The sequence below is a fragment of the Streptomyces sp. NPDC031064 genome (genome assembly GCF_055570965.1).
In genome coordinates this window covers 1,468,773-1,495,159 of record NZ_JBVIGF010000001.1, presented here as the reverse complement: position 1 = coordinate 1,495,159, position 26,387 = coordinate 1,468,773, and the positions used below count along the sequence as shown (strand labels likewise).

General features: G+C 72.1%; 19 protein-coding genes. 13 read left to right on the top strand and 6 right to left on the bottom strand.

Annotated features, from left to right (window positions below; genetic code table 11):
• The first annotated feature begins 5 nt into the window (after positions 1–5).
• From ACZ46W_RS06255 to ACZ46W_RS06240, 4 genes are all read left to right on the top strand, one after another.
• Positions 6–1,967 carry an IucA/IucC family protein gene (locus tag ACZ46W_RS06255; protein WP_468332068.1) on the top strand — a complete coding sequence of 654 codons (1,962 nt, stop codon included), beginning with the start codon at positions 6–8 and terminating at the stop codon, positions 1,965–1,967.
• A gap of 40 nt (positions 1,968–2,007) precedes the next feature.
• Positions 2,008–2,808 (top strand): GNAT family N-acetyltransferase, encoded by an 801-nt coding sequence (locus ACZ46W_RS06250; RefSeq protein ID WP_468332065.1) that lies wholly within the window; start codon positions 2,008–2,010, stop codon positions 2,806–2,808.
• A 74-nt stretch (positions 2,809–2,882) separates the two neighbouring features.
• Entirely contained in the window at positions 2,883–4,910 is a 2,028-nt protein-coding gene (locus tag ACZ46W_RS06245) for an IucA/IucC family protein (protein WP_468332062.1), read from the top strand.
• A 46-nt stretch (positions 4,911–4,956) separates the two neighbouring features.
• Complete coding sequence (locus tag ACZ46W_RS06240; RefSeq protein ID WP_468332059.1) at positions 4,957–6,936, top strand: ATP-dependent DNA helicase; 1,980 nt, start codon at positions 4,957–4,959, stop codon at positions 6,934–6,936.
• A 571-nt stretch (positions 6,937–7,507) separates the two neighbouring features.
• Here the strand turns inward: ACZ46W_RS06240 and lexA are convergent.
• Positions 7,508–8,293 carry a transcriptional repressor LexA gene (lexA, locus tag ACZ46W_RS06235; protein ID WP_433113354.1) on the bottom strand — a complete coding sequence of 262 codons (786 nt, stop codon included), beginning with the start codon at positions 8,291–8,293 and terminating at the stop codon, positions 7,508–7,510.
• A gap of 623 nt (positions 8,294–8,916) precedes the next feature.
• Between lexA and nrdR the strand changes: the two genes are divergently transcribed.
• Positions 8,917–9,429, top strand: coding sequence for a transcriptional regulator NrdR (gene nrdR, locus ACZ46W_RS06230; RefSeq protein WP_468332054.1), 513 nt, complete (start codon positions 8,917–8,919; stop codon positions 9,427–9,429).
• Positions 9,430–9,583: 154 nt separating this feature from the next.
• On the top strand, positions 9,584–12,475 hold the full coding sequence (locus ACZ46W_RS06225) for a vitamin B12-dependent ribonucleotide reductase (RefSeq protein WP_468332051.1): 2,892 nt from the start codon (positions 9,584–9,586) through the stop codon (positions 12,473–12,475).
• Positions 12,476–12,544: 69 nt separating this feature from the next.
• Here ACZ46W_RS06225 and ACZ46W_RS06220 read toward each other — a convergent pair whose 3' ends face one another.
• Entirely contained in the window at positions 12,545–13,075 is a 531-nt protein-coding gene (locus tag ACZ46W_RS06220; protein ID WP_468332048.1) for a TerD family protein, read from the bottom strand.
• 71 nt (positions 13,076–13,146) lie between these two features.
• Complete coding sequence (locus ACZ46W_RS06215) at positions 13,147–14,106, bottom strand: DUF1152 domain-containing protein (protein WP_468332045.1); 960 nt, start codon at positions 14,104–14,106, stop codon at positions 13,147–13,149.
• A 119-nt stretch (positions 14,107–14,225) separates the two neighbouring features.
• On the opposite strand from ACZ46W_RS06215, the gene ACZ46W_RS06210 reads away from it, so the two are divergent.
• From ACZ46W_RS06210 to ACZ46W_RS06195, 4 genes are all read left to right on the top strand, one after another.
• Positions 14,226–14,831 carry a YdbC family protein gene (locus tag ACZ46W_RS06210; RefSeq protein WP_468332042.1) on the top strand — a complete coding sequence of 202 codons (606 nt, stop codon included), beginning with the start codon at positions 14,226–14,228 and terminating at the stop codon, positions 14,829–14,831.
• A gap of 138 nt (positions 14,832–14,969) precedes the next feature.
• Positions 14,970–15,629 (top strand): histidine phosphatase family protein, encoded by a 660-nt coding sequence (locus ACZ46W_RS06205; RefSeq protein ID WP_468332039.1) that lies wholly within the window; start codon positions 14,970–14,972, stop codon positions 15,627–15,629.
• 12 nt (positions 15,630–15,641) lie between these two features.
• Positions 15,642–16,556 carry an ADP-ribosylglycohydrolase family protein gene (locus tag ACZ46W_RS06200; RefSeq protein WP_366129700.1) on the top strand — a complete coding sequence of 305 codons (915 nt, stop codon included), beginning with the start codon at positions 15,642–15,644 and terminating at the stop codon, positions 16,554–16,556.
• Positions 16,557–17,162: 606 nt separating this feature from the next.
• Complete coding sequence (locus ACZ46W_RS06195) at positions 17,163–18,782, top strand: DUF4153 domain-containing protein (RefSeq protein ID WP_468332036.1); 1,620 nt, start codon at positions 17,163–17,165, stop codon at positions 18,780–18,782.
• Positions 18,783–18,816: 34 nt separating this feature from the next.
• On the opposite strand, the gene ACZ46W_RS06190 is transcribed toward ACZ46W_RS06195, so the two are convergent.
• Positions 18,817–20,391: an MFS transporter gene (locus ACZ46W_RS06190; protein WP_468332033.1), complete on the bottom strand. Its 1,575-nt coding sequence runs from the start codon at positions 20,389–20,391 to the stop codon at positions 18,817–18,819.
• A gap of 137 nt (positions 20,392–20,528) precedes the next feature.
• Here ACZ46W_RS06190 and ACZ46W_RS06185 point away from each other — a divergent pair, with 137 nt between their 5' ends.
• The 3 genes from ACZ46W_RS06185 (at position 20,529) to ACZ46W_RS06175 (ending at position 22,863) form a co-directional block, all read left to right on the top strand.
• Positions 20,529–21,155, top strand: a complete 627-nt coding sequence (locus tag ACZ46W_RS06185; protein ID WP_468332030.1) for a TetR/AcrR family transcriptional regulator — start codon at positions 20,529–20,531, stop codon at positions 21,153–21,155.
• A 221-nt stretch (positions 21,156–21,376) separates the two neighbouring features.
• Positions 21,377–22,087 carry a ribonuclease HII gene (locus ACZ46W_RS06180; RefSeq protein ID WP_366129702.1) on the top strand — a complete coding sequence of 237 codons (711 nt, stop codon included), beginning with the start codon at positions 21,377–21,379 and terminating at the stop codon, positions 22,085–22,087.
• A 128-nt stretch (positions 22,088–22,215) separates the two neighbouring features.
• Positions 22,216–22,863 (top strand): hypothetical protein, encoded by a 648-nt coding sequence (locus ACZ46W_RS06175; RefSeq protein ID WP_468332026.1) that lies wholly within the window; start codon positions 22,216–22,218, stop codon positions 22,861–22,863.
• Between the two features lie 492 nt (positions 22,864–23,355).
• Here ACZ46W_RS06175 and ACZ46W_RS06170 read toward each other — a convergent pair whose 3' ends face one another.
• Together ACZ46W_RS06170 and ACZ46W_RS06165 are read right to left on the bottom strand one after the other, a co-directional pair.
• Positions 23,356–23,985 (bottom strand): hypothetical protein, encoded by a 630-nt coding sequence (locus ACZ46W_RS06170; RefSeq protein WP_468332023.1) that lies wholly within the window; start codon positions 23,983–23,985, stop codon positions 23,356–23,358.
• Positions 23,986–24,202: 217 nt separating this feature from the next.
• Positions 24,203–26,383: a RecQ family ATP-dependent DNA helicase gene (locus ACZ46W_RS06165; protein WP_468332021.1), complete on the bottom strand. Its 2,181-nt coding sequence runs from the start codon at positions 26,381–26,383 to the stop codon at positions 24,203–24,205.
• Positions 26,384–26,387: the final 4 nt, after the last annotated feature.

Genomic DNA, 26,387 nt, shown 5'->3' with positions numbered 1-26,387 from the left:
CCTCCGTGAACCCCACTCCCGTACCCCAAGCGCCCGGCGCCGACGGCCCTCCCCCCGCCCCCGGCGGTCCCCGCCCGGGCGAGTCGACGACAGTGCCGCGACAGCACTCGGGAGGGTACGAAGACCTGCCCGGCCGCCCCACGGCGGCCGGCACCCGCGATCACCTCGACCGGGCCGATCACCTCGACGACCCGGACCCGCACCACGCCGCCGACGCCGCGACCATCGAGAACCTCCTCCGCTGCTGGGTACGGGAGAAGAACCTGGCCCAGCCGGCCGGGCACACCCTGCGGATCCCCCTCGACGCCAGCGGAACCGCCCTCCTCATCCCCGTCCACTACTGGTCGCCCACCGGCTGGCACCGCTTCGGCCCGCCCACCCTCGAAGGCGCCCCGCACACCGCCCCGCCCGCCGACGCGGTGACCGTCGCCGCCCTCATCGGCCGCGAGGCCGCGCCCGCCGGTGACGCCCGGGCCCACCGGGGCCAAGGGGGCCACCGGGACCAGCAGGGCCACCTGGGCCGGCAGGGGCACCGGGACGGCGCCGATCTGGTCGGCCGCGTCGCCGACTCCGTACGCCGCACCGCCGACTTCATCGCCCACCGGCGCGGCCACCCCGGCCCCACCGCCGACGCGGACCTCTTCCTCACCGCCGAACAGTCCCTGCTGCTGGGTCACCCCCTCCACCCCACGGCCAAGAGCCGCGAAGGGCTCTCCGACGCCGAAGCCAGGCTCTACTCGCCCGAGTTGCACGGCTCCTTCCCCCTCCACTGGATGGCCGTCGACCGGTCCGTACTCGCCACCGACTCGGCCTGGACCGAACAGGGCCGCCCCCGCACCGCCGAGTACCTCACCGCCCGCCTCGCCGACGGCCTCACCCTCCCCGGCGACACCGCGGCCCTGCCCCTGCACCCCTGGCAGGCCCGCGACCTGCTCCACCGCCCCGCCGTCACCGAGCTCCTCGCCGCCGGCCTGCTCCACGACCTCGGCCCGCACGGCGACCCCTGGCACCCCACCTCCTCCGTCCGCACCGTCCACCGGCCCGGCGCCCCGGCCATGCTCAAGCTGTCCCTCGGCGTACGGATCACCAACTCCCGCCGCGAGAACCTCCGCAAGGAACTCCACCGGGGCGTCGAGGTGCACCGGCTGCTGCGCACCGGCCTCGCCAAGGAGTGGCAGGCCGCCCACCCCGGCTTCGACATCGTGCGCGACCCGGCGTGGCTGGCCGTCAACACCCCGTCCGGCGAACCCGTCCCCGGGCTGGACGTCATGCTCCGGCACAACCCCTTCGGCCTCGGCGACGACGCCGTCTGCATCGCGAGCCTCACCGCGCCACGGCCCTGGCCCGGCAGCACCCGGATGCGGTCGCGCCTGGCCGTCACCGTCTCCGGGCTCGCCGCCCGCACCGGCCGGCCCACCGGAGCCGTCGCCGCCGAGTGGTTCCTGCGCTACCTCGACCAGGTCGTCCGTCCCGTGCTCTGGCTCGACGGCACGGCCGGCGTCGCCCTGGAGGCCCACCAGCAGAACACCCTGGTGATCCTCGACCCCGACGGCTGGCCCCGTGGCGGCCGCTACCGCGACAACCAGGGCTACTACTTCCGTGAGTCCCACCGCGCCGCCCTGGAAGCCCGGCTCCCCGGCATCGGCACCCACAGCGACACCTTCGTCTCCGACGACGTCACCGACGAACGCTTCGCCTACTACCTCGGCATCAACAACGTCCTGGGCCTGATCGGCGCCTTCGGCGCGCAGCGCCTCGCCGACGAACGGCTCCTCCTGGCCGCCTTCCGCCAGTTCCTCACCACCGCCGCCGGGCTCGGCTCCCCCCTGCCGGCCCGCCTCCTGGAGAGCCCGACCCTGCGCTGCAAGGCCAACCTCCTGACGCGGCTCCACGGCCTCGACGAGCTCGTCGGCCCCGTCGACACCCAGTCCGTCTACGTCACCATCGCCAACCCCCTTCGTCGCTGACGGAACACCCCCACCCGAACCGTCGAGAGGACAGCGCCCCGTGCCTCCCACCGATGCGAGCTCCGACACCGGTCCCCGTTCCCACGCGCCGGCCGGCGTGGGCACGGAGGACACCCTGGAGCTACGGCTGCCGGACGAGCTGATCACGCTGTTCGACGCGGACGACGCGGACGACGCGGACGACGCGGCCACCGGCCACCAGGCGCCGGCCGACCGCGCCCACCGCGCCGACGGGCCCAACGGCCTGGTGGACCTGGCCGGCCTCGCCGATGACCTGCTCGACACCGTCGCCGGCTGGGGCCCCGCCCTCACCGCACTCGGCCGGTTCCGGCTCGTCCCCGTACGCGTCGAGCGGGACCTCACGCTGATCAGCCGGTGGATGAACGACCCCGCGGTCGCCGCGTTCTGGGAACTGGGCGGGCCCGAATCCGTCACGGAGGCCCACCTGCGCGCCCAACTCGACGGCGACGGACGCAGCGTGCCGTGCCTGGGTGTGCTCGATGGCACGCCCATGAGCTATTTCGAGATCTACCGCGCCGACCTCGACCCGCTGGCCCGCCACTACCCGGCCCGCCCCCACGACACCGGTGTCCACCTACTGATCGGAGGCGTCGCCCACCGTGGCCGGGGCGTCGGTACCACCCTGCTCAGAGCCGTCTCCGACCTCGTCCTCGACAACCGCCCCCAGTGCGCGCGTGTCATCGCCGAGCCGGACATCCGCAACACCCCTTCCGTCTCGGCCTTCCTGAGCGCCGGCTTCCGCTTCTCCGCCGAACTCGACCTTCCGGACAAGCGAGCCGCCCTCATGGTCCGCGACCGCATCCTGCGACACCTGCTGTGAGCCCCCCACTGTGACCAGCCCCCTGCCGCGCATACACCGCTCGACCCGCATCGGTTCCACCCGGAGGAGGCCCCGTGCCGAAATCCCCTGCCACCCATGACTCCGCGGAGCCGCCCGCCCCGCCGACAGCCGCCACCCCACAACCGACTCCAGCCGCTCCGGCCGCTCCGGCCACCCCGACCGCGCCGCCCGAGCTGAACCCGCGGGCGTGGGCCCGGGCCTCCCGGCACCTGCTCGCGAAGATGCTGGGCGAATTCGCCTACGAAGCGCTCATCGAGCCGACCCCGCTGCCCGCCGCGCCGGCCGACGCCTCCACCGCCGCCACCGCCTCCCAGGCCCGCCACACCGCCGACCCGGCCGCCCCCCAGCCCGCCCGGCCCGGCAGCCCGGACCCGTCGGCCGACCCGTACAACCCGCCGCCGGTAGACCGGGACAGCCCGCCGACGGCCGACTCGAACGACCGGCCGCCGACCGATCCGTACGGACTGACGCTCGACGACGGCTCCGTACTCACCTTCGCAGCGCGCCGGACCGCCTACGGCAGTTGGCGTGTCGACCCGGACTCGATCACCCGTGACGGCCGCCCCTTCGCCGACCCACTGGACTTCCTGGTCCGGGCCCGCCACCTGCTCCGCCTGGACGGCGCCACGCTCGGCCACCTCCTCCGCGAGCTGACCATCACGCTCGCCGCCGACGCCCGGCTGGACCACACCGCACTCCCGGCCGCCCGCCTCGCCGACCTCGGTTACGCCGAACTCGAAGGCCACCAGACCGGCCACCCGTGGATCGTCTTCAACAAGGGCCGCATCGGCTTCTCCGCCGCCGACGCCGGCCGCTGGGCACCCGAAGCCCGCCGGGCCGCCCCGCTGCCCTGGATCGCGGTCAGCACCGCCCTCGCCGCCTACCGGGGCGTGCCCGCGCTCGACACCGCCGCGCACCTCTACGACCGTGAGCTGGCCCCGGCCGTGCGCGACACCTTCGCCGCCGCGCTCCGGACCCGGGGCCTCGACCCCGCGACATACCTCTACCTGCCGGTGCACCCCTGGCAGTGGGACGAGGTCCTGCTGCCGCTCTACGCGCCCGCCATCGCCGAGGGCGCGATCGTGCCGCTCCCCACCGACGGCGACCTCCGGCTGCCGCAGCAGTCCATCCGTACGTTCCTCAACGCCAGCCGGCCCGACCGGTTCAGCGTCAAGCTCCCGCTGTCCGTCCTCAACACCCTGGTCTGGCGCGGACTGCCCACCGAACGCACCCTCGCCGCTCCCGCCGTCACCTCGTGGGTCCACGCACTGCGCGACGGCGATGCGTTTCTGCGCGACGAATGCGGGGTGATCCTGCTCGGCGAGGTCGCCTCCGTCACGGTCGAGCACCCTCTGTACGACCACCTCCCCGAGGCCCCGTACCAGTACAAGGAGCTGCTCGGCGCGATCTGGCGCGAACCGCTGCGCCTCCCGCCCGGTGAACGCGGCCGCACCCTCGCCTCCCTCCTCCACACCGACCCGCAGGGCCGCGCCTTCACCGCCGAACTGGTGACAAGGTCGGGGCTCCGCCCCGAGACCTGGCTCCGCCACCTCTTCGCCGCCCTGCTGCCGCCCCTGCTGCACTTCCTGTACCGCTACGGCACCGTCTTCTCCCCGCACGGCGAGAACGCCATCGTCGTCTTCAACGACCAGGACGTCCCCGTACGGCTGGCGATCAAGGACTTCGTCGACGACATCAACGTCAGCGCCCGTCCGCTGCCCGAGCACGACACGATGCCCGCGGAGGTGCGGGCCGTGCTCCTGACCGAGGAGCCCGGGTTCCTGACCCAGTTCATCCACTCCGGGCTCTTCGTCGGAGTCTTCCGCTACCTGGCACCGCTGTGCGAGGAGCAACTGGGAGTACCGGAGGGGGAGTTCTGGTCACTCGTCCGGGCAGAGATCCTGCGGCACCAGGCACGCTTCCCGGACCTCAAGGAGCGTTACGAGCTGTTCGACCTGCTCACGCCGCGTATCGAGCGGCTGTGTCTGAACCGCAACCGGCTGCACCTGGACGGCTACCGCGACCGCGCCGAACGGCCGCACGCCGCCATTCACGGCACCGTCCCCAATCCGCTCGCGTGACGCGTGTGATCCGATTGTCAGTGGCGCGCCGTAGGGTGGACTGGCTATGACGAAGCCATCCCTCCCCGAGCTCCTCCACGCCGCCGTCGCCGCCGTCGGAGGCGTGGAACGGCCAGGCCAGGTCACCATGGCCGAGGCCGTCGCACAGGCCATCGACGACGGCTCCCACCTCCTGGTCCAGGCCGGCACGGGTACCGGAAAGTCCCTGGGGTACCTGGTGCCCGCGCTGGCGCACGGGGACCGGGTCGTGGTCGCGACCGCGACGCTGGCCCTCCAGCGGCAGCTCGTCGAGCGCGACCTGCCCCGCACGGTGGACGCGCTCCACCCGCAGCTCCGGCGCCGCCCGGAGTTCGCGATGCTCAAGGGGCGGTCGAACTACCTGTGCCTGCACCGGCTCCACGAGGGCGTCCCGCAGGACGAGGAGGAGGGGCTCTTCGACCCGTTCGAGGCGGCCGCGCCCACCAGCAAGCTCGGCCAGGACCTGCTGCGCCTGCGCGACTGGTCGGACGAGACCGAGACCGGCGACCGGGACGACCTGACGCCCGGCGTCTCCGACCGCGCCTGGTCGCAGGTCTCCGTCACCTCCCGCGAGTGCCTGGGCGCCTCGAAGTGCGCCTACGGGGCGGAGTGCTTTGCCGAGGCCGCGCGGGAGCGCGCCAAGCTGGCCGACGTCGTGGTCACCAACCACGCCCTGCTCGCGATCGACGCGATCGAGGGCGCCCCGGTGCTCCCGCAGCACGAGGTCCTGATCGTCGACGAGGCCCATGAGCTGGTCTCCCGCGTCACCGGCGTCGCCACCGGCGAGCTCACGCCCGGGCAGGTCAACCGCGCGGTCCGCCGTGCGGCCAAGCTGGTCGACGAGAAGGTCGCCGACCAGCTCCAGACGGCGGCCGAGGGCTTCGAGCGGCTGATGGAGCTGGCGCTCCCCGGCCGCCTGGAGGAGATCCCCGAGGACCTGGCGTACGCGCTGATGGCCCTGCGTGACGCGGCGCGGGCGGTCATCTCCTCGCTCGGCTCGACGCGCGACAAGTCCGTCCAGGACGGGGACGCGGTGCGCAAGCAGGCCATGGCCTCCGTGGAGACCGTCCACGATGTCGCGGAGCGCATCACCCAGGGCTCCGAGTACGACGTCGTCTGGTACGAGCGCCACGACCGTTTCGGGGCGTCCCTGCGGGTGGCGCCGCTGTCCGTCTCCGGGCTGCTGCGCGAGAAGCTCTTCGCCGAGAGGTCGGTCGTCCTCACCTCCGCGACGCTCAAGCTCGGCGGCGACTTCAACGGGGTCGGCGCCTCCCTCGGCCTCCCCCCGGAGGGCACCGTCGGCACGGAGGACGAGGACGTGCCGGTGTGGAAGGGCATCGACGTCGGCTCGCCCTTCGACTACCCCAAGCAGGGAATCCTGTACGTCGCCAGGCACCTGGCCACCCCGGGCAGGGAGGGCAGCCGCGGCGACATGATGGACGAGCTCGCCGAGCTGGTCGAAGCCGCGGGCGGCCGTACCCTCGGCCTCTTCTCCTCCATGCGGGCCGCGCAGGCCGCGGCCGAGGAGCTCCGCGGCCGGCTCGACAAGCCGATCCTGCTCCAGGGCGAGGACACCCTGGGCGAGCTGATCAAGAACTTCGCGAACGACGCCGAGACCTGCCTGTTCGGCACCCTCTCGCTGTGGCAGGGCGTCGACGTCCCGGGGCCGAACTGCCAGCTCGTCGTCATGGACCGCATCCCGTTCCCCCGCCCGGACGACCCTCTGATGAGCGCCCGCCAGAAGGCCGTGGAGGAAGCGGGCGGAAACGGCTTCATGGCGGTCGCGGCGACGCACGCCGCGCTGCTCATGGCCCAGGGCGCCGGCCGGCTGGTCCGCGCCACGGGCGACCGTGGGGTCGTGGCCGTCCTGGACCCGCGCCTGGCCAATGCCCGTTACGGCAGCTACCTCCGCGCCTCGCTGCCCGACTTCTGGTACACCACGGACCGCAACCAGGTCCGCCGCTCACTCGCCGCCATCGACGCCGCCGCCAGAACCGCCCCCGCCTAGCCGACCCTGGCCGGGGTTCCACCCCGCGCCCCGCCCGGCCTGGACACGGGAGCGGCCCCGGCCCCGGCCATGGCTCCGCCCGGCCCGGCCAGGGCGCGCCCCGGCCACGGCATGAGCCCGCGGCGGACCCCGGCCCGGCCACGGCCTGTTCCCCCCGCCCCGGCAGGGGCCACGCGACCCCAGCCCCGGCAGGGGCCACGGCAGCGGCGAACCGCGGGGCGGTGGCCCGTCGGTGCGTGCACGCCTTGCGCGCGGGCCCCGGCGCGTGCCTCGCGCCTGGGGACCGCCACAGACGCAGCGACCGGACCCGCGCATACACAGGCCCGGCCGACCGCCGCACAGTCCCACCCCGGCGCACATCCGGCGGCGTGGGGCGCGCACGCAGCGCCCAGGCATGCCCGGCACCCGGCCCGCACGCCGCAGCCCGAACGGGCGCACCCCCCGGCGTCGCCCCGTCCCGCCCGCGTGCACGCCCACCGGCGGCATCCGGACCCCACACCGGTTCAGGCATACGCAGGGCCCCGGGACCGGCGCAGGGGTCCCGGGGCCCGGTCGGAGCCGGCGTGGTGGGTCACACCCGCCGCAGTACCGCGACCACCTTGCCGAGGATCGTCGCCTCGTCGCCCGGAATCGGCTGGTACGCCGCGTTGTGCGGGAGCAGCCAGACATGGCCGTCCTCGCGCTTGAAGCGCTTGACGGTGGCCTCGCCGTCCAGCATGGCCGCGACGATGTCGCCGTTCTCGGCGACCGGCTGGCGGCGCACGGTCACCCAGTCGCCGTCACAGATGGCGGCCTCGATCATCGAATCGCCGACGACCTTCAGCACGAACAGCTCGCCGTCACCGACCAACTGGCGGGGGAGGGGGAACACGTCCTCGACCGACTCCTCGGCGAGGATCGGGCCACCGGCCGCGATACGGCCGACCAGCGGGACGTACGACGCGGCGGGCTTGCCCGTGGTGTCGGTGGGCTGGGTGCTGGGCTGGTCGGATCCGCGGACCTCGTAGGCGCGGGGCCGGTGCGGGTCCCTGCGCAGGAACCCCTTGCGCTCCAGGGCCATCAACTGGTGGGCGACCGACGAGGTGCTGGACAGCCCCACCGCCTGGCCGATTTCCCGCATCGACGGCGGGTAACCGCGCCGCTGCACCGAGTCCCGGATGACTTCGATGACCCGCCGCTGCCGGTCCGTGAGCCCCGAGCTGTCCGCCCGGATGCCTGGAGGTCGCCCGGGCAGAGAGCGCGTGGGCTTGGGCCCCTCCGCGTTCGTGGTCGCTTCATTCATGGCATGCACCGGCTCGAGTCGGCTCTGGGAGCGGTCCTGGGCAGTGATGGTGGCACTGTCTGCGGTGGTGGTCACGTCGTCGGCCCCTCTCGAATGGTCTCCCTAGCTGGACAACGGTAGTTGCTTTCGAAAGGTTGCGCCAAACACACGTTCGAGTGAAAAATCGCAGATTGGCTTACATGTGCGTGTGACTAGGTGTATGTGCGATCGCTTGCCGGCTCCCGGCCCGTGCCGCGGTGGCGATTTCAGGCCATCACCGTAACGTCCGCCGCCGAAGCCGGGTAAGGCGGGGGCGGCAGCCGGCGCGTCGCCGACCGGACCGGCCGGTCACCCGGACGAATCCGGAGCGTGACCGCCACGGCGGGTCATGTGATCGGGCGGCCTCCGGCGCGCTCCGGTACGTCTCCAGTCTGTCATCCCGGCCCCCGCGATCCGTGGCGCCGCGCCCCTCGCGTAGGCTCTGGGCCGGTCGCCGACGCTGCGCCGATCCCGTTCCGATGCCGCGGCGCGCGACACGCGCCAAGGGCTGAAAAGACGGCCGGACCCCAGATCTAGTGGTTGGATTGCACCGGCCACCCACAAGTTGTGGTCCCGGGTCTTACGGGGGCGTGGCGATCGCCTATGCTTGTGGCTGCTTCGGGGGGCTCTGGCGGGCCTTGACGAGGCTATTCAGTCGTGCTGTGAAGGAGGGTTGGGAGATGCACTGCCCCTTCTGCAGGCACCCCGACAGCCGTGTCGTCGACAGTCGCACCACCGACGACGGGACGGCCATCCGCCGCCGCCGCCAGTGCCCCGACTGCTCCCGCCGTTTCACCACGGTGGAGACCGCGTCACTCATGGTGATCAAGCGCAGCGGGGTCACCGAGCCCTTCAGCCGCACCAAGGTCATCTCCGGAGTGCGCAAGGCGTGCCAGGGGCGGCCGGTCACCGAGGACGCTCTCGCCCAGCTCGGCCAGCGGGTCGAGGAGGCGGTGCGCGCCACCGGCAGCGCGGAGCTGACCACTCACGACGTCGGACTCGCCATACTCGGCCCGTTGCGGGAACTCGACCTCGTCGCGTACCTGCGCTTCGCGTCCGTGTACCGGGCGTTCGACTCACTCGAAGACTTCGAGGCCGCCATCGCGGAGCTCCGCGACGGCCGGCCCCCCGCGGAGGACCGCGGGACCGGTGCGACCCCAGAGGTCCCGGTTCCCGCGGGCGCCGCCGACTGATCGTTCCGGTCCGGCGTTCGACCGGCGATCGGCCGCTGAGCGGCACATGACGTGTCACGGGTGCTGTGCGTGGTGCCCGGGACAACAGACAGAAACCGTGCCTTGGGAAGATCTGGGCACTTCAGGGTGTTTTTGCCCGTATATGGGAGGCGGCATGACAGAGACGGCGAGCGGCCCGGCACGTGGGTCCCGTACCAAGGGGTCCAAGGTGAACAAGGGTCTGCGTATCGAGCGCATCCACACCACCCCCGGCGTGCATCCGTACGACGAGGTCGTGTGGGAGCGTCGTGACGTCGTCATGACCAACTGGCGCGACGGCTCGGTGAACTTCGAGCAGCGTGGCGTCGAGTTCCCCGACTTCTGGTCGGTGAACGCGGTCAACATCGTCACCAGCAAGTACTTCCGCGGGGCCGTCGGCACCCCGCAGCGCGAGACCGGCCTGAAGCAGTTGATCGACCGGATCGTGAAGACGTACCGGAAGGCCGGTGAGGAGTACAACTACTTCGCCTCGCCCGCCGACGCCGAGATCTTCGAGCACGAACTGGCCTACGCCCTCCTGCACCAGATCTTCAGCTTCAACTCGCCGGTGTGGTTCAACGTCGGCACGCCGCAGCCCCAGCAGGTCTCCGCCTGCTTCATCCTGTCCGTCGACGACTCCATGGAGTCGATCCTCGACTGGTACAAGGAAGAGGGCATGATCTTCAAGGGCGGCTCCGGCGCCGGCCTGAATCTCTCCCGCATCCGCTCCTCCAAGGAGCTGCTCTCCTCCGGCGGCAACGCCTCCGGTCCCGTCTCCTTCATGCGCGGCGCCGACGCCTCCGCCGGAACGATCAAGTCCGGTGGCGCCACCCGCCGTGCCGCCAAGATGGTCATCCTGGACGTCGACCACCCCGACATCGAGGACTTCATCGAGACCAAGGTCAAGGAGGAGGAGAAGATCCGCGCCCTGCGCGACGCGGGCTTCGACATGGACCTGGGCGGCGACGACATCACGTCCGTCCAGTACCAGAACGCCAACAACTCCGTCCGCGTGAACGACGAGTTCATGAAGGCCGTGGAGTCCGGCGGGAAGTTCGGCCTGCGCGCCCGGATGACCGGTGAGGTCATCGAGGAGGTCGACGCCAAGGCGCTGTTCCGCAAGATGGCCGAGGCCGCGTGGGCCTGCGCCGACCCGGGCATCCAGTACGACGACACGATCAACCACTGGCACACGTGCCCGGAGTCCGGCCGCATCAACGGCTCGAACCCGTGCAGCGAGTACATGCACCTGGACAACACCTCGTGCAACCTCGCCTCGCTGAACCTGATGAAGTTCCTCAAGGACGACGGCGAGGGCAACCAGTCGTTCGACTGCGAGCGCTTCGCCAAGGTCGTCGAGCTGGTCATCACCGCGATGGACATCTCGATCTGCTTCGCGGACTTCCCGACCCAGAAGATCGGCGAGAACACCCGCGCCTTCCGTCAGCTCGGCATCGGTTACGCCAACCTCGGCGCCCTGCTGATGGCCACGGGCCACGCGTACGACTCCGACGGCGGCCGCGCCCTCGCCGGTGCCATCACCTCCCTGATGACCGGCACCTCCTACAAGCGCTCCGCCGAGCTGGCCGCGGTCGTCGGCCCGTACGACGGCTACGCCCGCAACGCCGAGCCGCACAAGCGCGTGATGAAGCAGCACGCCGACGCCAACGCCAAGGCCGTCCGCATGGACGACCTGGACACCCCGATCTGGGCCGCCGCCACGGAGGCCTGGCAGGACGTGATCCGCCTCGGCGAGAAGAACGGCTTCCGCAACTCCCAGGCGTCCGTCATCGCCCCGACCGGCACCATCGGTCTGGCGATGTCCTGCGACACCACCGGCCTGGAGCCCGACCTCGCCCTGGTCAAGTTCAAGAAGCTGGTCGGCGGCGGCTCGATGCAGATCGTCAACGGCACCGTCCCGCAGGCGCTTCGCCGCCTCGGCTACCAGCCGGAGCAGATCGAGGCGATCGTCGCCCACATCGCCGAGCACGGCAATGTGATCGACGCCCCCGGCCTCAAGCAGGAGCACTACGAGGTCTTCGACTGCGCCATGGGCGAGCGTGCCATCTCCGCGATGGGCCACGTCCGCATGATGGCCGCGATCCAGCCGTGGATCTCCGGCGCGCTGTCCAAGACGGTCAACATGCCGGAGACGGCGACCGTCGAGGAGGTCGAGGAGATCTACTTCGAGGCCTGGAAGATGGGCGTCAAGGCGCTCGCCATCTACCGCGACAACTGCAAGGTCGGCCAGCCCCTCTCCGCCAAGAAGAAGGAGCAGGAGAAGGCCGAGGTCACCGAGAAGGCCGAGGAGACGATCCGCGCGGCGGTCGAGAAGGTCGTCGAGTACCGTCCCGTCCGCAAGCGCCTCCCCAAGGGCCGTCCCGGCATCACCACCTCCTTCACGGTGGGCGGCGCCGAGGGCTACATGACCGCCAACTCCTACCCGGACGACGGTCTCGGCGAGGTCTTCCTGAAGATGTCGAAGCAGGGTTCGACGCTCGCGGGCATGATGGACGCCTTCTCCATCGCGGTCTCCGTCGGCCTCCAGTACGGCGTGCCGCTGGAGACGTACGTCTCGAAGTTCACCAACATGCGCTTCGAGCCGGCCGGTATGACGGACGACCCGGACGTGCGGATGGCGCAGTCGATCGTCGACTACATCTTCCGCCGCCTGGCGCTGGACTTCCTGCCCTTCGAGACCCGCTCGGCGCTCGGCATCCACTCGGCCGAGGAGCGCCAGCGCCACCTGGAGACCGGTTCGTACGAGCCGGCCGACGACGAGGTGGACGTCGAGGGCCTGGCCCAGTCCGCCCCGCGCCAGCAGGAGGCCCCGAAGGCCGTGGCCGCCGCCCCGGCGAAGGCCGAGGTCCCGGCCCCGAAGCAGGCGCACACCTCGGCGGAGCTCGTCGAGATGCAGCTCGGCATCAGCGCGGACGCGCCGCTGTGCTTCTCGTGCGGTACGAAGATGCAGCGGGCCGGTTCCTGCTACATCTGCGAGGGCTGCGGCTCGACCAGCGGTTGTAGCTGAGCCGACTGACTGAGCAGGGGCGGGAGAACCGGATGTTCCGGTTCTCCCGCCCCCTGCGTTTGTGCCGCCTCAGGACCGTTCGGCGCCCATCAGCTCGGTGAAGGACTGCGGGTCCGCGTCGAAGCCACGGACGGCACGGCGCCAGCCCCATCCGCCCGTGTCGTCGCGGAGGAACTCCACGACGGTCACGGCCGTGGCGCCCCCGAGGCCGGCGAAGTCGTAGCTGTCCAGCTCCTTGTAGCCCTCCTTGATGAGGACTTGGGCATTGGTGATGTCGGAGAACGTCGTCCGGCCGCCACCCTGCTGTATGGCCACGCCCACCACCACGCGCGCGTAGGCCGGTGCCAGGCGGTTCAGTTCCAGGGTCATCGCCTCGTCGAAGCCGAAGCCCTGGCCGGTGCGGCTGTCCCGGTGGAGGGTGATGGTCCCGTCCGGCGAACGGCTGCCGAAGTGCACCAGATAGGCGGGCGCACCATGGGGGTCCTCGGTCCGGTAGACGGCCGCGATGATGTCGAGATCATGGTCGGGGGCGCCCGCGGGGCTCGGATCCCATTTGAGCGTCACCTCGACCTTGCCGACCCCCTTGTTGACACTGTTCACGGGTTTCCCCTCTCTCGTACGGGCAGGGTCAACTGCCCGCGACCCGAAGCTCCTTGCCCATGGTGTCACGCTCAGTGCGGGATCCGGCGCGGCGGACGCTGCCGGGGGACCTCGTCCCGGAAGGCCTCTATACGGCTGCTGACCTGACGGATGAGGTGCGTGTCCTCGATCCGGTCCAGGTACAGGCAGCGGCGGGCCACCCCCTCCAGCTCGAAGGCGAAGTAGACCGACATCAGGGGGTTGATGAACAGTTCACTGCCACGCGTGCGTGAGGTGAACCGGACGTCCCCGAAGGAGCCCTGGACGGCAGCCGCTATGGAGCCGTTCACGATGCTGGGGAAGTCCGGCGTACGGCTCTGCGCGTGCGCGACGGCGTCCACGAAAAGGGCACCCTCGCGTGTCGCACGCGAGACGGAGAACGCCCCCAGATAGGCCCCGTCCCGTTCCAGGGCGGCGATGTTCTCCAGGACCAGGCCATGGCTGACGCCGTGGTACGCGTCGACGCCGAAGCCGATCGAGGCGATGAGGCGTTCGGGGACGTCCAGGCCGGCGAGGGCGGCGACGCTGGTCAGGTCCTCCTCCGGGGTGCCCAGCCCGGACTCGTCGCCCCGCATGAGGATGTCGGTCCCGCCGTCGACCAGCACGACCGCGTCGATGCCGTAGTGCTCGATCAGCGCCTGGTACGCCGCGCGCAGCGGCTGGACGCCGACGCGGGCGAAGGCGTGGACGGTGCTGGGGTAGTGGTGCAGCGCGAGCCATTGGGCGAGGGTGCGCTCGGGGAAGTACGTCTGATGCGGCGCCGATTCAGGAGTGACGACGGCGACGTCGGGAGCGAGCCAGGAGTCGAGGGGCAGGCCCTCGACGGCGCTGAAGGCCAGGTTGGCGAGATGGACCTCCTTGCCCTGGTGGCGCAGCGACAGTGCCAGGGGCAGTCCCGCGTAGATGTCGAACCCGCCGCCGGCGCCCGCGACGAGAACGCGTTCGGCAGATTCGAGGCGGGCGAAGAGCGGGTTGAGGTGCAGCGAGGTCATCCGGTCATTGTGCGGGGTGTTCGATCGCGGCCGGACGTGTGTGCCAGGGCCGGTAGCCGATGGGGGCGCAGTGCGCGAGACCGGGACCGGCGCCACGTCGGGCGCCGTACGATGGCGCGGTGCTGGTCAAGTGGATTCGCTGCACCGTGGTCGACCGTCGGGGGTTCGAGCGGGGGCAGCGGAAGTGGGCGGGGCTGCTGGGTGAGCCGGGATTCCGTGGGCAGGGCGGCGGTTGGAGCCGGAGCCGACCCGGTGTCGCGCACGTTTTCGCCTTCTGGGAGAGCCGGCCCTTCTACGACTCCTTCATGGCCCGCTCGCACGATCGACTGGCGGCCGCGCAGTCGGGCACGTACAAGGACATGCAGGTCAAGCTGTTCGATCACCGCTTCGACGTGAAGACCGGGTTCGAGCCGCGCTTCACCGACGCCGATGTCGTCCGCGTCGCGCACAGCAGGATCCACGCGGAGCGCGTCGAGCACTACGCGCTGATGCAGGAGAAGGTCTGGAACCCGGCGATGGCCGGCTCGCCGGGGATGCTGCGGGGGATGTTCGGGGAGGCCCCGGGCCACGAGTTCCTGGTCCTGTCCATGTGGCAGTCGGCGGCCGAGCACGGCAAGTACCGCACGGAACGCGTGGAGCGGCTCGCGCTGCGCGCGCAGATCGAGGCGGACGTCGCGGCCTTGGCGGGTGACGTCGTGGACCTGGAGTCGGCCTGGACGGTGTGAGCTGTCGGGCGGGGGGCACGCACGCGTGCCCGGGCCCGTGCGCCCCGTGCGCCGTGCTCGCGGCGGCGGGTACGCCGGATGGAGCCCGGGCTCCCGGCCGGCCGGGCCCCGCCGGAACGCCCGATCTAGGGTCGTGGCATGGCACGACCGCAGCGCATCGTTCTCGTACGGCACGGCGAATCGGAGGGGAACGCCGATGACACCGTGTACGAACGCGAGCCCGACCACGCGCTGGGGCTGACCGAGCGGGGGCGGCGGCAGGCGGAGGAGACGGGCGAGCGGCTGCGGGCACTGTTCGGTGACGAGCGGGTGAGCGTCTACATCTCCCCGTACCGCCGCACCCACGAGACCTTCCAGGCCTTCCGGCTGGACCCCGCGCTGGTACGGGTCAGGGAGGAGCCGCGGCTGCGCGAGCAGGACTGGGGGAACTGGCAGGACAGGGACGACGTCCGGCTCCAGAAGGCGTACCGGGACGCGTACGGGCACTTCTTCTACCGCTTCGCGCAGGGTGAGTCCGGGGCCGACGTGTACGACCGGGTCGGGGCGTTCCTGGAGAGCCTCCACCGCAGCTTCGAGGCGCCCGACCACCCGCCGAACGTCCTGCTGGTCACCCACGGCCTGACCATGCGGCTGTTCTGCATGCGCTGGTTCCACTGGACCGTCGCGGACTTCGAGTCGCTGTCCAACCCGCCCAACGGCGAAACCCGCATGCTGCTGCTCGGCGAGGACGGGCGGTACACACTGGACCGCCCTTTCGAGCGCTGGCGAACCCCCGAGTCGTACGGCACCACCGGATAGAGTGGCAGTGCGATGACCGCTGACTCCTCTTCCGACCGGCGCTTCGAACGCGCCCTGGCCAGCCTGCGCGGGCTGTCCGTGGGAGACGCCCTGGGCTCCCAGTTCTTCGTACCCGCCAACTATCCACTGCTCAAGCGGCGCGAGCTGCCGCCCGGCACCTGGCAGTGGACCGACGACACCGAGATGGCCTGTTCCGTGCTGGCCGTCCTCGCCGAGCACGGCCGTATCGACCAGGACGCGCTCGCCCGCTCCTTCGCCGAGCACCACGACTTCGACCGGGGCTACGGACCGGCCGTCAACCGGATGCTCCGGCTGATCCGGGAGGGCGGCGACTGGCGCGAACTGGCCGCCGGACTCTTCAAGGGCCAGGGCTCCTGGGGCAACGGCGCCGCCATGCGCATCGCCCCGCTGGGCGCCTGGTACGCCGACGACCCCGAGCAGGCGACGCACCAGGCCGAGATCTCCTCGTACACCACCCACCAGCACCGGGAAGCCGTCGTGGGCTGCATGGCCGTCGCGGCCGCCGCCGCCCTCGCCGCCGATCCGGCGGGGCCGCCCAAGCCGGAGGAGCTCCTCGACGGGGTCGTCGCGCTCGTGCCGCGCAGCGCGGTGGGCGCGGGGCTGCGCCGTGCCCGGGACATGCTCGACTACGGCGACGCGGCGACGGTCGCGGCGGTGCTCGGCAGCGGCCGGCGTACGAGCGCGCACGACACGGTGCCGTTCGCGCTCTGGTCGGCCGCCCGCGCCCTGGGCGACTTCGAGCGGGCCTTCTGGACCACCGCCCAGGTCGGCGGGGACGTCGACACGACGTGCGCCATCGCCGGGGGAGTGGTGGCCGCCACGGCCGCCGGGGCGCCGCCGGCCGAGTGGCTGGACCGTACCGAGGCGCTGCCCGACTGGGTGCCCGCCGGGCCGGCCGGCCGCTGACGCACGTGTCACGGTCCTGACACAGAGCGGGGGCCGAACGGGATCACGCCCGGTTCCGGGCATACCCTTTCGGCCACGCCGCCGCCTTGATCATGACAGGCGCGCTGACCAGACACCGGGACCGTACGCCACTGCCGCCGCGACGTGGGCGGGCCCCGGTCGGGAGGGGGTCCCGTGCCAGACACGCCGTCCGCATCACCATCACCGTCGGCCTCACCGGAGCCGTCGCCGCAGTCACCTGCGCGGTCGCAGTCGCCTGCATCGGAGGCGTCGCCGCACCCGTCGCGGGCCTCGGAGCCGTCGCCGGGAGCGGAGGCATCGCCGTCGGCGGCGGCACCGCAGCCGTCGCCGGGAGCGCAGTCGTCACCCTCGTCGCCGCACGGCTCGGAGGGCTCGCCGACCGCCCAGGCCCCACAGGCCGCGCAAGCCCCACAGGCCGTGGAGGCCCCGCAGGTCGCCCAGGCCCCACAGGCCGCGCAAGCCCCACAGGCCGTGGAGGCCCCGCAGGTCGCCCAGGCCCCACAGGCCGCGCAAGCCCCACAGGCCGCCTCACCGGTCCCGCAGGACTCACCGCCCCCGGGCTCACCCGCGCCGATCCCGCCCTCCATGCACAAGGCCCCCATCGACGCCGGTGCCCGGGCCCGCGCGGGAGCGGTGCCCTGGGCGCCGGCCATGGCACAGCCCGGACTGCGACCGCTGCCGCCGGCCGAGAGCTGGCTGACGCGGATACGCCCGCGCCCGCCCGCCCCGATACCGGCGGCCGCCCTCTGGTCCGCCCTGGCCACCGCCGTCCTCAGCGCGCTCCTGCTCGGCGACGGACTCGGCCTGAACCTCCTGATCGTCGCCGTACCGGCCACCCTCACCGCCTACTTCGCGGCCGTGGCGGCCGGACGCCGCATCCGGCCCTGGACCGTGGTCTGGGGTGTGGGCGGCCTCGCCCTGCTGGCGGTGCCCGCACTGCGCGACGCGGGCTGGCCCACCTTCCTCGCCGTCGTCTCCGCCATGGGCCTCGCGTCGCTCGCCCTGCACGGCAGCCGTACCTGGCCCGGCATCCTCTTCGGCCCCTTCGGCCTGTTCGACTCGATCGGCCCGGGCCTGGTCTGGGCCTGGCGCGGACTGCGTGATCGGGCGGGCGGCGCACAGGGCCGGGTGGCGCCGGTGCTGCGTACGATCGCGGTGGCCGTGGGCCTGCTGATCGTGTTCGGCGCGCTGTTCGCGGGCGCCGACGCGGCCTTCGCCGACCTGATCGGCTCGCTCGCGCCGGACGTGTCGGTCACCGACGGGCCCTGGCGCTTCGTGCTGTTCGCCCTGGGCCTGGTGGGTGCGCTCGCCGCCGCCCGCACGGCCGCCGCGCCGCTGCGGTGGGACAGCCTCAAGGTCCGCCCGGGCCGACCGCGAGCCCGCCTGGAATGGGCGCTTCCGCTCATCGTGCTCAACCTGCTCTTCGCCGCCTTCAACGCCGTCCAGCTCACCGTGCTCTTCGGCGGGTACGAGAAGGTGCTGAGCCAGACGGGCCTCACCTACGCCGAGTACGCGCGCCAGGGCTTCTGGCAGCTCCTCTGGGCCACCCTGCTCACGCTCGTCGTCATCGGCCTGGCCCTTCGCTGGGCTCCCCGCGACGGCGCCCGCGACCGCACCCTGGTCCGGTCCGTCCTCGGTACGCTCTGCCTGCTCACCCTGGTGGTAGTGGCCTCCGCGCTGCGCCGGATGGACCTGTACGTCGACGCCTACGGCCTCACCCGGCTGAGGGTGTCGGTCGCCGCCATGGAACTCTGGCTCGGTCTCGTACTCGTCCTGATCATGGCAGCCGGAATCGTCGGCGCACACCGACTGCGCCTGCCGCGCGCCATCGCGGTGAGCGCGGCGGCCGGCGTCCTGGTCTTCGGGCTGGTGTCGCCGGACGGGCTCATCGCGGAACGGAACGTCCAGCGCTACGAGAGGACCGGCAAGATCGACGTCGGTTATCTGGACGGCCTCTCGGCGGACGCCGTGCCCGCGCTCGACAGGCTGCCCGAGCCCCTGCGTTCGTGCGCGCTGAGGGAGATCGCGAGCAACCTGGAGGACGACGAGACGCCCTGGTACGCGGTCAGCCGGGGCGAGACCCGCGCCCGGGGCATTCTCGACGAGCGCGGTATCTCGGTCGATGGCTACACGTGCACGCCGCAGCGCAACGACATCGGCGACGAGTTCGACGAGTTCGACGAGTACGACGGCTACGACTACTAGGCGGGCTGGTCGAGTACGACTACTGGACGCCCGGTCAGTGGACGACCGGTCCGGGCGCGTCCGATGTGCCGTTGAGCGCCTCCAGGTCGCTCTTGCGGACCCGGATCACGATCAACGCGGTCAGCAGGGATACGACGACCATGCTCACGGCGGCCGTGAAGGCCGACGAGATCCCTGCCGTCAGCACGTCATGACCCCACGGCGGGGGCAGTTCGTGTGTTGTGGCGAACTGTTCCCGCTGCTGGGGAGTGGCCTGAGCGAGGAAGGCCGGGACCTGCCTCTCGGCCTCTTCCCGGCTCGCCGTGCCGAAAACCGTCACCAGGATGGACAGCCCGAGGGAACCACCGACCTGCTGTGTCGCGTTGAGCAGACCGGAGGCCGCGCCCGCCTCGTGCGGCGCGACACCGGAGACGGCCGTCAGCGTCAACGTCACGAAGTTCAGCCCCATGCCGAAGCCGAACAGCAGCATTGGACCGAGGACCCCGCCCACGTACGAGCTGTCCGGCGAGATGAACGTCTGCCAGAGGAGCCCCACGCCGGTGATCGCCGAACCGGTCACCATGAAGGGCTTCGGCCCCAGCACAGGAAGGAGTCGTTGCGAGAGCCCCGCTCCCGTGATGATCGCCACCGTCACGGGGAGGAAGGCGAGCCCGGACTCGATCGGGGTGTAGCCGAGCACGTTCTGCACGAACAGCACGATGAAGAAGAACATGCCGAACATGGCGGCCGCCAGGCTCAGCATGATCAGGTACGTACCCGACCGGTTCCGGTCGGCGAACATCCTGAGCGGCGTGATGGGCTCGCGCGCCCTCGACTCGACGACCCCGAAGGCCGCGAGCAGTACGAGGGCCGCGCCGAAGGCCCCGATGGTGAGCGAGTCGCGCCAGCCCTCCTCGGACGCGCGGATGAACCCGTACACGAGGGACGCCATGCCGAGCGTCGAGGTGAGCGCGCCCGCGACGTCGAAGCGGCCGGGGTGGCGTTCCGACTCGTTGATGTAGAGGGGCGTGAGGACGGCGATCAGCACACCGATGGGTACGTTGACGAAGAGCACCCAGCGCCAGTCGAGCCACTCGGTGAGCATCCCGCCGGCCAGCAGCCCGATCGCGCCGCCTCCCGCCGACACGGCGGCGAACACCCCGAACGCCCGGTTCCGCTCGGGCCCTTCGGGGAACGTCGTGGTGATGAGGGCGAGCGAGGTCGGCGAGGCTATCGCCCCGCCCACACCCTGAAGCGCGCGTGCGGCGAGCAACTGCCACGGCTCCTGGGCGAATCCGCCCAGGAGGGAGGCGAAGGTGAAGACGAGGATGCCGGTCAGGAAGACCCGGCGGCGCCCCAGGATGTCGCCCGCCCGGCCGCCGAGCAGCAGTAGACCACCGAACGTGAGGGTGTACGCGCTGAGCACCCAGGAGAGGTCGGTGGTCGAGAAGGAGAGCGCGTCCTGGATGTGGGGAAGCGCGATGTTCACGATCGTCGCGTCCAGCACGACCATCAACTGACAGGCGGCGATGACGGTGAGTGCGATGCCGGGCCGCCCCGCCCGGCGGGCGGCGCCCGGCTTGCTCGGTGTCCCCGAAGCCTCCGAAGTCTCGGAAGGAGAGGTTGTCACTATGGATCCCCCATGAGTGAGTTAGTGAACGTATCCGTTCACTGTCTCGTCAACGGTAGTGAGTCCCCGTCAGTGAACGCAACCGTTCACTGTCCGCTGCCGGTCCCCAATGGCGCTGCACCTATGGAGAGTTGCTGATGGTTACTACGGACTCGTCGGCCGCCGCTCGGCCGCGACCGGTGTCCTTGCGGCGCCGGGGTGCCGTACTGGAGCGGGCGATCCTCGACGCCGCCCTGGAGCAGTTGAGTACGGTCGGCTGGAACGGGCTGACCATGGAAGGTGTCGCGGCCAGGGCCCAGACCGGCAAGGCCGCCGTCTACCGTCGCTGGCCCTCGAAGGAGGACCTGGTCGCCGACGCGCTCCAGGCCGGGCTGCCGACGTTCGACGAGGCGGCCGACCATGGCAGCGTCCGCGAGGACCTGTACCGGCTCTGCCTCCGGTTGCGTGACGCGATGTACTCCAAGCCCGGCTCCGCCCTCCGCTCGGTGATTCACGAATGCGACAGCGTGACGGCCGAGCGGTTCCGTGGGTTGATCCGCGACGGAGTGATCGACCCCTCCACCCGTCTCATCTGGGACGCCGTGCGCCGTGGAATCCAGCGCGGCGACGTCCGGGCCGACGCGTCCGACGACATGGTCGTCGACGTGGTGCCGGCCCTGATGATGTACCGGTCCAAGATGTGCGGCAGCGAATGGACCGATGCCGATGTGGCGGAGATGATCGATCGGGTCATGATTCCGCTCCTCCGGCCTCCGGCCGGGTGAAGGAGCGGTGAGGTCGCGGTGCGGCGGCAGTAGGGCGGCAGTAGGTCGGCGGTGGGTCGGCGGTGGGTCGGCGGTGGGGGAGTGGCGGGGCACATCGGTGCCACGGCCGCCGCCGTCAGGGGGCGGTGGTTGGCGCGGCCGGAGGCGCGGCGGGGCTCCAGGGGCCGGATCGCAATCCGGGTATCGCGGGCGGGGGCGGGCGGCGTAACCTGTCTGGCGCCATGCCGTACGAACCACCCACCCACACCGTCGAGCGCTCGATCAGAGCGACCACCGGCGCCAAGATCATCGCCGGAGTCGATGAGGTCGGACGCGGAGCGTGGGCCGGTCCCGTCACGGTCTGTGCCGCCGTCACCGGACTGCGCCGGCCACCCGCCGGACTGACCGATTCCAAGCTCATCAGCCCCAAGCGCCGTGCCGAACTGGCCGAGGAACTGGAGAAGTGGGTCACCTCGCACGCCCTCGGGCATGCCTCTCCGGAGGAGATCGACGAGCTCGGGATGACCGCGGCACTGCGGCTGGCCGCCATCCGCGCCCTGGACGCCCTCCCGGTGCGCCCGGACGCGATCATCCTGGACGGCAAGCACGACTACCTGGGGCAACCCTGGCAGGTCCGTACGGTGATCAAGGGCGACCAGTCCTGTATCGCGGTCGCGGCCGCCTCGGTGATCGCCAAGGTGCGGCGGGACGCGATGATGGCCGAGCTGGCGGCGGAGTCCGCCCAGTACGCCCTCTTCGGGTTCGGGGACAACGCCGGTTATCCGTCGCCGGTGCACAAGGCGGCGCTCCGGGAGTGGGGCCCCACGCCGTACCACCGGCTGAGCTGGGCGTACCTCGACGCGCTGCCCCAGTGGCGGCACCTCAAGAAGGTCCGCGTCTCCGCGGAGGCGGCCGAACTGGAAAGCGGGGGCCAACTCGGCTTCGATTTCTGAACGCCTGGCAGCGCCCCGCCCAACAGCAGGCCGCATGTAAGCAGCGCGTGTACGCCTCACCGGTACACGTCGCATGTATGCGCCACCCGCCGGTGCCACTCGCACCGGCGTTTGATAGACATCCAGTTATGCCTCTCATCCCCGAGGAGCCTCAGATTCACGAGAGTGCCCAGGGTCCCCGCGCCACTCCGGCCGCCGGCCGCCCCGCGTCGACCCCCCGACCCGTACCCGGTCCGCGTTCCGCGGCCTCGCCGCGTCCCGGCCGCCCGGGCCCCGGCCCGGCCCGGCCGACCCCTCCGGCGACGCCCCGCCAGCACACCGGCGCGGCGCAGTCGCCGACGTCCCGGCCGGAGAATCGTTCCGCGCCGCGGTCGCCGTCGCAGACCCAACCGCAGATCCAGTTGATCCCCGCTCCCACGGACGGCGCCCTCGACGCCGCCGAAGAGGCGGTCGACCTGCTGCTCGAAACCGGCCGAGCGCCGGGCGACATCCTCGTCCTGACCACCGGTGACCAGCACCCGTGGGCGACCCACGAGCTGTCCTTCGGCGACGCCGCCTACTGGGCCCAGCACGACGCCCGCGACGACGTGTTCTTCGCGGACGCGGCCGCCGTCGAGCGCGCCTCGGCCCGCCCCGTGGTCGTCGTCGCGGTCAACGGCGGCGGCGACGACGCGGCTGCCCGCGCCCTCCCGGCGGCGATGTCCCGGGCGAGCGCCCTGCTGATCGTCTGCGGCGACCCGCAGCGGATCAACTCCGTGCTCGGCGCGGGCGTCTGATCCGTCCCGCCCCACCCAGCCAGGCCCGGCACGGCGCCCCGAGCGCCGGCGCCGCCTGGTCGGGCGCGTGGCCGGGCGGACGCCGGGCTGCTCGGTCGCGCCGACGGCTGGGCACGGCGGTGTGCCGTGCACCGGGACGTGCCGGGCTGGTGCCGGGCCACGAACCCGGCGCGGTCCCGTGGCCTGACCGGTCCCAGCGCCTTGTCGGCGGTGACTGCCCATGGAGGGCCGGTCCGGGTGCCCGGCCGGCGGTGATGGATCACGGGTGCGCCCGGCCAGGCGGTGACCGACCACAGGCGCCCCGTGAGCGGTCGGGGCGGGCGTTCCGTGGCGCGCTGGGTTGGCGGACCGCCGGTCGTGGTGACCGGCCGCCGACGGGGCCCGGCAGCCGCTGTGGCCTGCCGTGGCACCGGGTCGTGTCCATGGCCGTCGGTCTCGACAGCAGCCGTTCAGTGTGGGACGTCGCCTGTGCGGCGACGGCCTGCGTCCGCGTCAGCGGGCCGCCGTACGACGCAGTGGCTCCGCCGCACCGCTCGCGGTACGCGGCGCCGGCAGGGGTTCGTCCGCCGAGGCGTCCGCCAGGTCGCCGGGCGTCGAGCCCGAGTGCGGGCGACGGCCGCCGCGGCCCTCGCCGAGTACCTGCCAGCCGCTACGGGTCAGCGTGATGTACGCCCCGCAGCGCAGCCCGTGCAGCGTGCAGGCGTCCCGCAGGCCCCACATCCAGGCGCCGTCCTCCTCCGTCCACCGCTCGTCGCCGTCACGGCAGTAGAGCAGGACGGCGGTGCGCACCGGAGTCCGGCGCCGCAGGTCGTGCGGTATGACCCTGCGGAGGTGCGCGAGCAGGGCGTTGCGGAACTCCCAGCCGTCAGTGGGCACGGCGCGGCGCGCGAAGGAGGCGCTGGCGGTCAGCCGCTCCTCGTGGTCGAGGACGGCGACGACAGCGGTGGAGGGCGTCGGCCGGTGGCGGGCGTGCAGGCCGCTGACGACCTCGCGCGGGTTGCGCAGCAGCGGGATGCCGGCCGCAGCCCACTCGGCGGGTTCGAGCATCCGGGCCAGGCGGCTGGCGGAGTCGGCGGGCGTGCTGATCGAGGTGGCTGCGGACGAAGCGAATCCGAAGGTCACGGTCCTCCCTTCGCATACGCGCCCACAGAGCGGGCAGGGTCGAGTGAGGGACGCACCGGCACAGCCCTTCTGGACCGCGAACGGGCCGTGCGGGGAGCGGATTCCAATTCTTGCTGGCGGAACGGGCAAGCGGCAACGAGCAATTGGGGCTGCTGCCTGGAATGGGCTGGTATGGCACTCATATCCTTCCCAGTCAATCCCGGGCTGACGCGTGGCGTCAGCCCTGAACGGCGAGGACCAGCGGAAACACCCCCTCTGCTCCTGCCCGGCGCAGCAGCCGCGCCGCCACCGCGAGTGTCCAGCCGCTGTCCGACAGGTCGTCAACCAGCAGCACGGGGCCACCGGCCGCGGCCAACTCCTCGGCCAGCGCGGGCGGAACGGTCAGCGCCCGGTGCAGCCCCAGTACCCGCTGGGCACTGTTGGTCCGGGAGATCCGGGCGTCCGCGGCCTCCGGTACGTACTCGACGGTGCCGAGCAGCGGCATCCTGCCCACCTCGGCGATACGCCGGCCCAGCGAGCCCACCAGCAGCGGCCTGGTGCGCGAGGCGACCGTGACGACCCCGACCGGCCGGGGCGGGGCGTCCGGCGCCCCGGACGCCCAACCGCCCGGGCCCTTCGCCCAGTCGGCCAGGACGTGGACCACGGCGCTCACCACGTCGTCCGGTACGGGCCCGTCGGCCGCCGAGGGCGCCAGCATCGGGCGCAGCCGGTTGCCCCAGCCGATGTCGGAGAGCCGCCCGAGCGCCCGCCCGGGGAAGGACTGCTCACCGGCGGGGATACGGCCCTTGAGGTCGACCCCGGCCGCCGGCAGCCCGGTCGGCCACATCTTGCGCGGCTCGACCTCCACACCGGGGCGCCCCAGTTCGCCGCGCGCCGCGTCCAGCGCCGCCGCCGACACCTTGGCGTCGAACCGGGGCCCCGCGCAGTTGTCGCAGCGCCCGCACGGAGCGGCCTCCTCGTCGTCGAGCTGCCGCCGCAGGAACTCCATCCGGCAGCCGGTCGCCGACGCGTAGTCACGCATCGCCCGCTGCTCGGCCTCCCGCTGCCGCGCCACCCACGCGTACCGCTCGGAGTCGTACGACCAGGGCTGCCCCGTGGCGGTCCAGCCGCCCTTCACCCGGCGTACCGCGCCGTCGACGTCGAGCACCTTGAGCATCGTCTCCAGGCGGGTGCGGCGCAGCTCGACCAGTGGCTCCAGGGCCGGCAGCGACAGCGGCCGGTCCGCGTGCGCCAGCACGTCGAGCGTCCGGCGCACCTGCTCCTCCGGCGGGAAGGCGACCGAGGCGAAGTACTGCCAGATCGCCTCGTCCTCCTTGCCGGGCAGCAGCAGCACCTCCGCGTGGTCCACACCGCGCCCGGCCCGGCCCACCTGCTGGTAGTACGCGATGGGGGAGGAGGGCGAACCGAGATGCACGACGAAACCCAGGTCCGGCTTGTCGAACCCCATGCCGAGGGCCGACGTGGCCACCAGCGCCTTGACCCGGTTGGCCAGCAGGTCCTCCTCTGCCTGCTGGCGGTCCGCGTTCTCCGTGCGGCCCGTGTACGAGGCCACGGTGTGGCCGCACTGGCGGAGGTGGGCGGTCACCTCCTCGGCCGCCGCGACCGTGAGCGTGTAGATGATCCCCGAGCCCGGCAGCTCCCCGAGGTGGTCGGCCAGCCAGGCCAGGCGGTGTGCCGCGTCCGGCAACTGGAGCACCCCCAGGCTCAGGCTCTCCCGGTCCAGCGGGCCGCGCAGGACGAGCGCGTCGGTGCCCGCCCCGGTGCCGAGCTGCTCCGCGACGTCCGCCGTCACCCGCGCGTTGGCCGTCGCGGTCGTGGCCAGGACGGGAACGCCGGGCGGCAGCTCGGCGAGCATGGTGCGCAGCCGCCGGTAGTCGGGCCGGAAGTCATGGCCCCAGTCGGAGATGCAGTGCGCCTCGTCGACCACCAGCAGCCCGGTGGCGGCGGCGAGCCGTGGCAGGACCTGATCCCGGAAGTCGGGGTTGTTGAGCCGTTCGGGGCTGACGAGCAGCACGTCCACCGTGCCCGCGGCCACCTCCTGCTGGATCGTCTCCCATTCCTCGGTGTTGGAGGAATTGATCGTCCGGGCGTGGATACCGGCCCGGGCCGCCGCCTCCACCTGGTTACGCATGAGCGCCAGCAACGGCGAGACGATCACGGTCGGACCGCTTCCCCGCTCCCGCAGCAGTGAGGTCGCGACGAAGTACACGGCCGACTTGCCCCAGCCGGTGCGCTGCACCACGAGCGCCCGCCGCTTGTCGGCGACCAGCGCCTCGATCGCACGCCACTGGTCCTCCCGCAGCCGTGCGGCACCGCTGCCGTCCCCGACGAGCCGGGCGAGCACGGCATCGGCGGCTGCGCGAAGAGTGCTGGGTCCTGCGTTGCTCGTGTGCTCCATGCCC